This window comes from Pseudomonas carassii, assembly GCF_036324045.1.
Taxonomy (GTDB): domain Bacteria; phylum Pseudomonadota; class Gammaproteobacteria; order Pseudomonadales; family Pseudomonadaceae; genus Aquipseudomonas; species Aquipseudomonas peradeniyensis.
The window spans coordinates 1-12,776 of record NZ_JAZDCT010000065.1 but is presented as its reverse complement, the minus strand read 5'-3'; the positions used below and the strand labels follow the sequence as shown (position 1 = coordinate 12,776).

Below are 12,776 nucleotides of genomic sequence, written 5' to 3'. Positions count from 1 at the left end.
TGAAAGCGCCGCCTACAACATCCCTTCCGCACTGCGCCTGAAGGGCGAGCTGAATATCGAGGCACTGCGCAGCAGCTTCGCCGCGCTGATCGCCCGTCACGAAACCCTGCGCACCACCTTCCATCAGGAAGGCGAGCAGGCCTGGCAGCGCATCCACCCGGCCAGCGACTTCGACCTGGCTGTCGATGCGGTCAGCGCTGACGACTTGCAAGCGCGGGTGGCCGAAGAAGCCCGCCAGCCATTCCACCTGGAAAACGGCCCGCTGCTGCGTGCCCGGCTGTTGCGTCTGGCCGAAGACGACCATGTGCTGGTGCTGACCCTGCACCATATCGTCGCCGACGGCTGGTCGATGCCGATCATGGTCGACGAGGTGGTGCGCCTGTATGCCGGCTACCGTCAGGGCGCCGCCGCGCCACTGCCGGCCCTGGCGTTCCAGTACGCCGACTACGCCGCCTGGCAGCGCCAGTGGATGGCCGCTGGCGAGCAGACCCGCCAGCTGGACTACTGGCGCGGACAGCTGGGCGACGAGCAGCCAGTGCTGGAACTGCCGCTCGACCGTCCGCGTCCGCTGTTGCAGAGCCATGTCGGCGAGCGCCTGGACATCAGCCTCGAACGCGAGCTGGCCGAGGCCCTGAAGGCCACGGCGCGCGAACAGGGCGTGACCCTGTTCATGCTGCTGCTGGCTTCGTTCCAGAGCCTGCTGCACCGCGTGTCCGGGCAAACCGATATCCGCGTCGGTGTGCCGATTGCCAACCGTACCCGCGCCGAGACCGAAGGCCTGATCGGTTTCTTCGTCAACACACAGGTGCTCAAGGCCGAGTTCGACCTGCGCACCACCTTCGGTGAGCTGCTGCAGCAGGTCAAGCACACCGCCCTGCAGGCCCAGGCCCATCAGGACCTGCCCTTCGAGCAATTGGTCGAGGCGCTGCAGCCCGAGCGCAGCCTGAGCCACAGCCCGCTGTTCCAGGTGATGTTCAACCACCAGACCTACCGCGCAGGCGATGCCCGCCAACTGCCGGGGCTGACCGTGGAAGGGATGGCGTGGGACAACCACACCGCCCAGCTGGACCTGAGCCTGGACACCTTCGAGAGCGACGACGGCCTGGGCGCAAGCCTGACCTACGTCAGCGAGCTGTTCGAGCGTGCCACCGTGGAACGCCTGGCCGGCTACTGGCTGGCCCTGCTGCGCGCCATCGCCCGGCAGCCACAGCAGGCGATCAGCGACCTGTCGTTGCTGGACCTTGAGCAACGCCAGCAGCTGGAGCGCTGGTCCGAACAGCCTGCCGACTTTAGCGCCGCTTCTTGCGTACATCAGCTGATCGAGGCGCAGGCCGCCCAGGCCCCGCAAGCCGTGGCACTGGTCTGCGAGGGCGAGGAACTGAGTTACCAGGCGTTGAACCGCCGCGCCAACCGCATCGCCCACAAGCTGCGTGCCCTCGGTGTCGGCCCGGACGTGCCGGTCGGCATCGCCATCGAGCGCGGTCTGGACATGGTGGTCAGCGTGCTGGCGGTGCTCAAGGCCGGCGGCGCCTATGTGCCGCTGGATCCCGACTACCCCCACGACCGCCTGGCCTACATGATTCAGGACAGCGGCCTGCGCCTGCTGCTGACCCAGTCGGGCGTGCTGGCGCGCCTGAGCGTTGCGCCAGAGGTCCGCAGCCTGTGCCTGGACCTGGGCGATGACTGGCTGCAAGGCTGCGCCGAGGACGACCTGGCCAACCTGACCCAGGCGGACAACCTGGCGTACATCATGTACACCTCCGGCTCCACCGGCCGTCCCAAGGGCGTGGGCATCAGCGCCGCGGCCCTGCGCGGGCACGTGCTGGGCTTCGTCGGCCGCTTCGGGCTGACGGCGGCGGACCGGGCGCTGCAGTTCTCCACCTTCAACTTCGACGCCTTCGTCGAGCAGCTGTACCCGGCGCTGGTCTGCGGCGCCCGCGTGGTGCTGCGCGGCCAGGCGCTGTGGGACAGCGAGACCTGGTACCGCCAGGTGCTGGAGCAGGGTGTGACCTTCAGCGACCTGCCGACCGCCTACTGGCACATGCTGGCCAAGGACTTCGCCGTCCATGGGCCGCGGGACTACGGCCAGCTGCGCCGTGTGCACATGGGCGGCGAAGCCATGGCCGCCGATGGCGTGCTGGCCTGGCGCGCTGCGGGGCTGGCCGATGTGCGGCTGGTCAACACCTACGGCCCGACCGAGGCCACGGTGTGCATCACCAGCCATGACTGCAGCGACTACGTCAGCGGCCAGGCCGCCTTGCCCGGCCAGATCCCGATCGGCCAGGCCCTGCCCGGACGCAGCGTCTACCTGGTCGATGCGGCCGGCAACCTGGCCTTGCCGGGTTCGATCGGCGAGCTGCTGGTGGGCGGCGAGCTGCTGGCCCGGGGTTACCACAACCGCCCGGGGCAGAGCGCCGAGCGCTTCATTCCCGACCCGTTCGGCGTCAGTGCTGGTGGGCGCCTGTACCGCACCGGCGACCTGGCGCGCTACCGCGCCGACGGCGTCATCGAGTTCGTTGGCCGGGTCGACCATCAGGTTAAGATCCGCGGTTTCCGTATCGAGCTGGGCGAGATCGATGCCCGCCTGCGCGAGCACCCGGGGGTGCGCGAGGCGCTGGTGATCGACATCGACGGCGCGGGCGGCAAGCAACTGGCGGCCTACCTGGTGCCGAGCGCGCAGGCCGGTGACGACCTGCGTGCCGACCTGTTGCGCCACCTGAAGGCCGGTCTGCCGGAGTACATGGTGCCTGCGCACCTGGTGTTCCTCGAGGCGATGCCGCAGACGCCGAACGGCAAGCTCGACCGCAAGGCCCTGCCCAAGCCCGACAGCAGCCAGGTGCAGGCCGATTACGTGGCGCCGCGCAGCGAGCTGGAACAACGCCTGGCCGCGATCTGGGCCGAGGTGCTCAAGGTCGAACAGGTCGGCCTTCACGACAACTTCTTCGAACTTGGCGGCCACTCGCTGCTGGCGACCCAGGTGATTGCCCGGGTGCGCCAGGGGCTGGGCCTGGAGCTGGCGCTGCGCAGCCTGTTCGAGTGCCCGGACCTGCAAGGCTTCGCCGCGCTCGCCGCACACGGCAGCGCCAGCCTGGCCCCGGCGCTGCTGCCGGTGGAGCGCGGCCAGCCGCTGGCGCTGTCCTATGCCCAGCAGCGCCAGTGGTTCCTCTGGCAACTGGAGCCGGACAGCGCCGCCTACCACATCCCCGCCGCCCTGCAACTCAAAGGCCGGCTGAACCTGGAAGCGCTGCGCCAGGCGTTCGAGGCCCTGGTGGCCCGTCACGAAAGCCTGCGTACCACCTTCCACCAGGAGGGCGGGCAGGCGCTGCAGCGCATTCATCCGGCGAGCACCTTCACCCTGGTCATGGAGTCGCTCCAGGACACCCGCGCCGAGGCGGTCCGCGAGCGCGTGGCCCGCGAAGTGCAGCGCCCGTTCGACCTGAGCCAGGGGCCGCTGCTGCGGGTACGCCTGCTGCGCCTGGCCGAGGACGACCACGTGCTGGTGCTGACCCTGCACCACATCGTCGCCGATGGCTGGTCGATGCCGATCATGGTCGACGAAGTGGTCGACGCCTACCTGGCCTTGAGCCAGGGCCAGCAACCCGAGCTGCCCACCCTGGCCGTGCAGTACGCCGACTACGCCGCCTGGCAGCGCCAGTGGATGGAAGCCGGCGAGCAGGCCCGCCAGCTGGACTATTGGCTGACGCAGCTGGGTGGCGAGCACTATGTGCTGCAACTGCCCACCGATCACCCGCGTCCCACCGTGCAGAGCCATGCCGGGCGCAGCCTGACCATCGAGGTTCCGGCGGCGCTGGCCCAGGCGCTCAAGGCGCAGGCGCGCGAGCAAGGGGTGACCTTGTTCATGCTGCTGCTGGCCTCGTTCCAGAGCCTGCTGCATCGCCAGACCGGCCAGGGCGATATTCGCGTCGGCGTGCCGATCGCCAACCGTACCCGGGCCGAAACCGAGGGGCTGATCGGCTTCTTTGTCAACACCCAGGTACTCAAGGCCGAGTTCGACCTGCAGACCACCTTCAGCGAGCTGCTGCAGCAGGTCAAGCACACCGCCCTGCAGGCCCAGGCCCATCAGGATCTGCCGTTCGAGCAACTGGTCGAGGCGCTGCAGCCGGAGCGCAGCCTGAGCCACAACCCGCTGTTCCAGGTGATGTTCAACCACCAGGCCTACCGTGCGGAGAATGTCCGCGAGCTGCCGGGCTTGAGCATCGCCGGCCTGGCCTGGGACAACCCCACGGCGCACCTCGACCTGGCCCTGGATACCTTCGAGAGCGAGGACGGCCTGGGCGCGACCCTGACCTACGTCAGCGACCTGTTCGAGCACGCCAGCATCGAGCGCATGGCCGCGCACTGGCTCAACCTGTTGCAGGCAGTCAGCACCCAGCCGGCGCAGCGCATCGTCGAGCTGCCGCTGCTGGATGCGGCGCAGCGCCAGACCATCCTTGAGCAATGGAGCCGGCACGAGGCCGTCTACCCCGACCAGCGCACCGTGCAGCAGCTGATCGCCGACCAGGCCGTGCGCACGCCGCAGGCCACGGCGCTGATCTGCGAAGGGCAGCAGCTGACCTACCAGGCCTTGGACCAGCGCGCCAACCAGCTGGCCCACCGCCTGCGCGAGGAGGGCATCGGTCCGGACGTGCGCGTGGGCATCGCCCTGCCGCGCAGCCTGGACATGGTGGTCGGCCTGCTGGCGGTGCTCAAGGCCGGCGGCGCCTATGTGCCGCTGGACCCCGACTACCCACACGAGCGCCTGGCCTACATGATGGAGGACAGCGGCATCGTCCTGCTGCTCGGCCACAGCGCGCAGTTGCAGGACCTGGCCGTGGCGCCGCAGGTGCGCAGCCTGTGCCTGGACAGCGAGCCCCTCGACGCCTGGCCGAGCCATGGGTTGCCTGAGCTGGGCGCCCCCGACAACCTGGCGTACATCATGTACACCTCCGGTTCCACCGGCCGGCCCAAGGGCGTGGGCATCAGCGCTGCGGCCCTGAGCCGGCACGCCCACGTCGCCAAGGGCTTCTGCGGGCTGTCGGCGGCCGACCGGGTGCTGCAGTTCTCCACCTTCAACTTCGACGCCTTCGTCGAGCAGCTGTACCCGGCGCTGATCTGCGGCGCCAGCGTGGTGGTGCGCGGCCCGACGCTGTGGGACAGCGAGACCTTCTACCGCGAAGTGCTGACCCAAGGCATCACCTTCGCCGACCTGCCGACCGCCTACTGGTACCTGCTGGCCAAGGACTTCGCGGCCAAGGGGCCACGCGACTATGGCGTGCTGCGCCAGGTACACATGGGCGGCGAGGCCATGGCCGCCGACGGCGTGCTGGCCTGGCAACAGGCCGGGCTCGGCCATGTGCGCCTGCTCAACACCTACGGGCCGACCGAGGCCACCGTCAGCGTCATGAGCCATGACTGCAGTGCCTATGTCACCGGCGAGCAGCCGCTGCCGGTGCAGATCCCGATCGGCAAGGCCCTGGCGGGACGCTCGATCCACCTGGTGGATGCCGCCGGCGACCTGGCCCTGCCAGGGGCCATCGGCGAGCTGCTGGTGGGTGGTGAATTGCTGGCCCGCGGTTATCACAACCGCCCGGGATTGACCGCCGAGCGCTTCATCCCCGATCCGTTCGCCACCACGCCGGGGGCCCGCCTGTATCGCACCGGCGATCTGGCGCGCTATCGCGAACAGGGGCTGGTCGAGTACGCCGGGCGCATCGACCACCAGGTGAAGATCCGCGGCTTCCGTATCGAGCTGGGCGAGATCGAGGCGCGCCTGCGCGAGCATCCGGCGGTGCGTGAAGTGCTGGTGGTCGATATCGACGGCCCGGGCGGCAAGCAGCTGGCCGCCTACCTGGTGCCCAATGCGATGCCCGAAGAGGAGGGCGGCCTGCGCGCCGAACTGAAGGCGCACCTGGGCGCCAGCCTGCCGGACTACATGGTGCCGATGTACCTGGTGCTGCTCGAGCGCATGCCGCTGCTGCCCAACGGCAAGCTCGACCGCAAGGCGCTGCCGGCCCCCGACACCCGCCAGGCGCAGTCGGCCTACGTGGCCCCGGTCAGCGAGCTGGAGCAACAGCTGGCGGCGCTCTGGGCCGAGGTGCTGGAGGTCGAGCGGGTGGGCCTGAATGACGACTTCTTCGAGCTGGGCGGGCATTCGCTGCTGGCGGCCCAGCTGATTTCCAAGATCAACTCGGGCCTGGGGATCGACATCCCGCTGCGCCTGCTATTCGAGAAACCGCAATTGACTGATTTTGCCCAGGCCTGTGCCTCCACCGGATTGTCGTTGAGCGAGGACGGCTTGTCCGATATCGAAAGAATGATGAATGAAATGGCGGGCGTCTGAGATGGACAAGAGCACAGCAGAACGTATCGCCAAGCGCTTTGTGGGCCTTGCCCTGGAGCAGCGTCGGCAGATCCTCGACAAGATGCGCGAGACCGGGCAGAGCTTCCGCCTGTTGCCGATCGCCGTCACCCGCCACGACAGCCCGCGCATCCCGCTGTCCTATGCCCAGCAGCGCATGCTGTTTCTCTGGCAGCTGGAGCCGCAGAGCAGCTTCTACAACGTGCCGATGGCGGTGCGCCTGAGCGGCTCGCTGAACCAGCAGGCCCTGGCCGAGGCCCTGGAAGCGCTGGTGCAGCGTCACGAAAGCCTGCGCACGCGTTTCGTCTCCGAGGAGGGCGAGTTCCACCAGCAGGTCCGTGAACAGTCAGGCGTGAGCCTGGAGGTGCGCGAGGTGCAGGCCGGGCCGGGCGAGGACCTCGAACAGTGCCTGCGCGGCGCGGTGCGCGAGGCGCTGGATGCGCCCTTCGACCTGCTCGAAGGGCCGCTGCTGCGGGTCCGGTTGCTGCGCCTGGCGCCCACCGAACACGTGCTGACGGTGTGCATGCACCATATCGTCTCCGACGGCTGGTCGGGCGAGCTGATGGTGCAGGAGTTCGTGCACCTGTACGAAGCGCTGTCCCAGGGGCGCGCCGCCGATCTGCCAGCGCTCGAGGTGCAGTACGCCGACTATGCGATCTGGCAGCGCGCCTGGCTCGAGGCCGGCGAGGGCGAGCGCCAGTTGCAGTACTGGAAGCAGCAACTGGGGGACGAGCACCCGGTGCTGGAACTGCCGTTGGATCATGAGCGCCCGGCGCACCCCAGCTACCGCGGCGCGACCCTGCGCAGCGATGTGCCGGCGGCGCTGTCGGCCAAGCTCAAGGCCCAGGCGCGCAGCCAGGGCCAGACCGTGTTCATGCTGACCCTCGCGGCCCTGGCCGTGACCCTGGCGCGCTACAGCGGCCAGGCCGACATCCGCATCGGCGCGCCCAACGCCGGGCGCAACCGCAAGGAAGTCGAAGGCCTGATCGGCTTCTTCATCAACACCCAGGTCCTGCGGGTGCAGGTGGACGAGCGCCAGAGCGGCGCGGCTCTGCTGGAGCAGGTGAAGCAGGTGGTCAGCGGCGCGCAGTCGCACCAGGAACTGCCGTTCGAGCACCTGGTGGACGCCCTGGCGCCGGAGCGCAACCTGGGGCACAACCCGCTGTTCCAGGTGAAGATCAACCAGAACATGGCCGACACCGAGGCAGGCGCCCACGCCCGGCAGACGCTGGGCGAGCTGAGCGTCAGCGGTTTCCCGGTCGAGGGCAACGATGCCCGTTTCGACCTGGCCTACGACTTCACCGAGACCCCCGACGGCCTGCAAGGCTACTTCAACTACAGTACCGACCTGTTCGAGGCCGCGACCATCGAGCGCCTGGCCGCTTCGTTCCAGGCGGTGCTGCGCACTCTCGTCGAGCACCCCGAGGCGGCGCTGTGCGAACACCCCGATGCCCAGGCCGCGCAGGTCGAGGCCAGTACCCAGGACTGGCCGCAGGCGGACTTCCTCGCCCTGTGGCGTCAGGGCCTGCAGGCCGGTGCCGGTCAGCCGGCGCTGTGCGTGGGTGATCGTACGGTCAGCTACGCGCAGCTGGAGCAGCAGGCCAACCGCTTCGCCCACTATCTGCAGGCGCAGGGCATCGCCCCGGGCATGACCGTTGCGCTGTGCCAGGAGCGCTCCATCGAGTGGGTGACCAGCCTGCTGGCCGTGCTCAAGCTGGGCGCGGTGTACCTGCCGCTGGACAGCCGCCAGCCCGCCGAACGCCTGCAGCAACTGCTGCAGGCCAGCGACGCGCGCCTGCTGGTGCACGCCCTGGGCGACGCCCAGGCGGCGGGGCTGGGCGTGTGCCCGGCGCTGGCCTTTGACGCGGCGCAGCACGGCAACTGCAGCGACCAGCCACCGGCGGTACACATCCAACCGCAGCAGGCGGCCTACATCATCTACACCTCGGGTTCCACCGGCCAGCCCAAGGGCGTGGTGATCAGCCACGGCGCGCTGGCCAACTACCTGCAGGGCGTGCTGCAACGCCTCGACCTGCAGCCCGGCGCCAGCCTGGCGATGGTCTCCACCGTGGCCGCAGACCTGGGCCACACCGTGCTGTTCGGCGCGCTGGCCTCGGGCCGGCTGCTGCACCTGCTGGGCCATGACCAGGGCTTCGACCCGGATGGCTTTGCCAGCTACATGGCCGAGCACCGGGTCGATGTGCTGAAGATCGTGCCCAGCCACCTGCAAGGCCTGCTGCAGGCCGCGCAGCCTGAGCGGGTGTTGCCCGAGCAGTTGCTGATCCTTGGCGGTGAGGCCAGCTCCTGGGCCCTGATCGAGCAGGTCCGGCGCCTGAAGCCCGGCTGCCGGATCATCAACCACTACGGCCCGACCGAGACCACCGTGGGCATCCTCACCCACGAAGTCGGCGAACGCCTGCCCGGCTGGCGCAGCGTGCCGGTGGGCCGGCCGCTGGACAACGGTCAGGCGCGGGTGCTGGATGCCTACCTCAACCCGCTGCCCGAGCGGGTGGCCGGCGAGCTGTACCTGGGTGGCCAGGGCCTGGCCCAGGGCTATGTCGGCCAGCCGGGGCTGACCGCCGAGCGGTTCGTCCCCGATCCTTTTGGCCAGAACGGCGAGCGGCTGTACCGGGCCGGTGACCGCGCGCGCCTGGACCAGGGCGTGCTGGAGTACCTGGGTCGTGGCGACGATCAGGTGAAGATTCGCGGCTACCGGGTTGAGCCGGGCGAGGTCGGCCAGGTGCTGCAAGGCCTGCCTGGGGTCGGCGAAGCCGTGGTGCTGGCGCTGCCCCTGGACAGCGACCCGTCACGCCTGCAACTGGTGGCCTGGGCCGTGCCGGCGGCGGGCGTCGAGCTGCAGGCCGAGGCGCTGCGCCAGGCCTTGCAGGCGCGCCTGCCGGAGTATCTGGTGCCGGCGCAGGTGCTGTTGCTCGAGCGCCTGCCGCTGACCGCCAACGGCAAGCTGGACAAAAAGGCGCTGCCCAAGCCCGGCGTGGCCAGGCAGCGCTACACCGCGCCCGTGGGCGAAATCGAGGAGAAACTTGCCGCGATCTGGTGCGAAGTGCTCAAGCGCGAGCAGGTGGGCAGCACCGACAACTTCTTCGAGCTGGGTGGCGACTCGATCCTCAGCCTGCAGATCATCGCCCGGGCCAAGCGTCAGGGCATCAAGCTGAGCCCCAAGCAGCTGTTCGAGAAGCAGACCATCGGCCAATTGGCGGCGGTGGCCAAGCTGATCGAGAAGAAACCGGCAGCCGAAGTGGTCGAGCTGGTGAGTGGCGAGCTACCGTTGCTGCCGATCCAGGCGCGTTTCTTCGACACCGCGATTCCTCAGCGTCACCACTGGAACCAGGCAGTGATGTTGAGCCCGCGTCAGCCGTTGACCGTGGCGTTGCTGCAGGCGGCGCTCAAGCTGCTGGTGGAGCAGCACGACGCCCTGCGCCTGCGATTCAGCGAAGAGCAGGGGCAGTGGCACGGGCAGTTCGCACCGGTCGATGCGCAGCAGTTGCTGTGGGTGCATCAGCTGGACGATGCCGCGCGCCTGGCGGAACTGGCCGACGAAGCCCAGCGCAGCCTGGACCTGAAGCATGGCCCGCTGCTGCGGGTGGTGCTGATCGACCTGCCCGAAGGCCAGCAGCGCCTGCTGGTGGTGATCCATCACCTGGTGGTCGACGGCGTGTCCTGGCGCGTCCTGCTCGAAGACCTGCAGGCGGCCTGCCAGGCCCTGGTGGCCGGCAAGACGCCGGTGCTGCCGGCCAAGAGCAGCTCGCTCAAGGCCTGGGCCGAGCACCTGCGCGAGCATGCCCGCAGCCCCGCGCTGGTGGCCGAGCTGGCTTACTGGCAGGCGCAGTTGCAGGGTGTCAGCGACATCCTGCCCGGGGCGAACCCAGAGGGCGGCCAGCAGCGCAAGCATGAGATCTCGGTGCGCACCCAGCTGAACGCCGAGCTGACCCGGCAACTGCTGCAGGAGGCGCCAGCCGCCTACCGTACTCAGGTCAACGACCTGCTGCTGACGGCACTGGCCCGGGTCATCCGCCGCTGGACCGGCGAGGCGCATGCGCTGATCCGCCTGGAAGGCCATGGCCGCGAAGACCTGTTCGATGACCTCGACATCACCCGCACGGTCGGTTGGTTCAGCAGCCTGTACCCGCTGAAGCTGACCCCGGCGAGCGACCTGGGCGCGTCGATCATGGCGGTCAAGGAACAACTGCGCGCGGTGCCGGCCAAGGGCATCGGCTACGGCGTGCTGCGCTACCTGGGTGACGAGCAGGCCCGCCAGGCCCTCGGCGCCCTGTCCCAGGGCAGCATCGTGTTCAACTACCTGGGGCAGTTCGACGGCAGCTTCGACAGCGAGCAGGGTCTGTTCGTCCCAGCGCCGGAAGGCGCGGGGCAGGGGCAGAGCCCGGAGGCGCCGCTGGGCAGCCTGCTCAGCATCGATGGCCAGGTCTACGCCGGTGAACTGGCCCTGGACTGGAGCTTCAGCAGCGCCGTGTTCGAGCGTGGGCAGATCCAGCGCCTGGCCGACGAGTACGCCGAGGAACTGCGCCAGCTGATCGCCCACTGCACCACCCCGGGCGTGGCGGGCGTGACGCCGTCGGACTTCCCGCTGGCCAGCCTCGACCAGCGCCAGCTGGCGGCGTTGCCGGTGGCGGCGGGCAATATCGAGGACATCTACCCGTTGTCGCCGATGCAGCAGGGCATGCTGTTCCACAGCCTCTACGAGCAGGCGGCGGGCAATTACATCAATCAGTTGCGGGTCGAGGTGCAGGGCCTGGACGTGCCGCGCTTCGTCGCGGCCTGGCAGGCCACCCTGGACAGCCACGAGGTGCTGCGCAGCAGCTTCGTCAGTGGTTACGACCAGTCGCTGCAGGTCGTGCTGCGCGAGGCGCGTCTGCCACTGGTGGAGCTGGACTGGCGCACGCAGGCCGACTTGCCGACGGCGTTGCAGGCCTGGGCCGAGGCCGACCTGCGTGCCGGCTTCGACCTGGCCAGCGGCCCGCTGCTGCGCTTGGCGGTGATCCGTACCGGCGAGCAGCACTACCAGCTGGTATTGACCAACCACCATATCCTGCTGGATGGCTGGAGCAGCTCACGGCTGTTCGGCGAAGTGCTGCAGCGTTACGCCGGTGTCGTGCCAACGGCCAAGACCAGCCGTTACCGCGACTATATCCAGTGGCTGCAACGTCAGGACCAGCAGGCCAGTGAAACCTTCTGGCGCGAGCGCCTGGCCGGGCTGGACGAGTCTACGCGCCTGGCCCAGGCCTTGCGCTCCGACGCCCAGGGGTATGGGCAGGCCGAGCATGAGGTCACTCTCGATGCGCGTCGCACCCAGCGCCTGAGCGATTTCGCCCGGGAGCAGCGGGTCACCCTCAACACCCTGGTCCAGGCCGCCTGGCTGCTGCTGTTGCAGCGCTACACCGGCCAGGCCAGCGTGACCTTCGGCGCCACCGTGGCAGGTCGCCCGGCCGAGCTGCCGGGCGTCGAGGAGCAACTGGGGTTGTTCATCAACACCTTGCCAGTGGTCGCCAGTCCACGTTCCGAGCAGCGTGTGGAGGAGTGGGTGCAGCAGGTCCAGGCACTGAACCTGGCCTTGCGCGAACATGAGCACACGCCGCTGTACGAGATCCAGCGCTGGGCCGGCTGGAGCGGCGAGGCACTGTTCGACAATATTCTGGTGTTCGAGAACTATCCGGTGTCAGAAGCGTTGCAGACAGGCGCGCCCCAGGAGCTGGCGTTCGGCGAGGTGGTCAGCCAGGAGCAGACCAACTATCCGCTGACGGTGGTGGCGCAGGTGGGCGACAGGTTGTCGGCCAGCTTCAAGTTCGATCGCGCCAGTTACGCCGATTCGGTGGTCGGGCAGATGGCGGCGCACTTCGTCGAGCTGTTGGAAGGGCTGGCGCAGGCCCCGCAACGGGCCTTGGGAGAGATTGCTCTGAGCGCCGGCCCCGAGCAGGTGATTGCCAGCTATCCGAGCACGGTTTGTGCCCAGGAGCTGATCGAGGCGCAGGCGGCACGTACGCCTGAGGCGATTGCCGTGACCTTCGCCGGGCAGTCGCTGAGCTACGACCAGCTCAACCGCCGTGCCAACCGCCTGGCGCACAAGCTGCGCGAGCAGGGCGTGGGGCCGGATGTGCTGGTGGGCATCGCCGTGGAGCGCGGCTTCGAGATGATCGTTGGCCTGCTGGCGATCCTCAAGGCGGGTGGCGCTTACGTGCCGCTGGATCCGGAGTATCCGCAGGACCGCCTGAGCTACATGATGGAAGACAGCGGCATTCAGCTGCTGCTGACGCAAGGTCATCTGCTGGCCGATCTGCCCGTGCCGGCGCAGGTTCGTAGCCTGAAGCTGGAAGATGACCTGGCTGGCTACAGCGAGGATAACCCCGCGCACCTGACTCAACCGGATAACCTGGCCTATGTGATT

2 protein-coding genes are annotated in these 12,776 nt (G+C 68.8%); both read left to right on the top strand.

The genetic code is table 11. From position 1 onward, the window contains the following. A partial coding sequence (locus tag V0R62_RS26250) for an amino acid adenylation domain-containing protein (RefSeq protein WP_330105775.1) occupies positions 1 to 6,340 on the top strand: 6,340 nt, incomplete at its 5' end. A gap of 1 nt (position 6,341) precedes the next feature. After that, positions 6,342 to 12,776, top strand: a 6,435-nt coding sequence (locus V0R62_RS26245; protein WP_330105774.1) for an amino acid adenylation domain-containing protein, incomplete at its 3' end; no start/stop codon positions are given.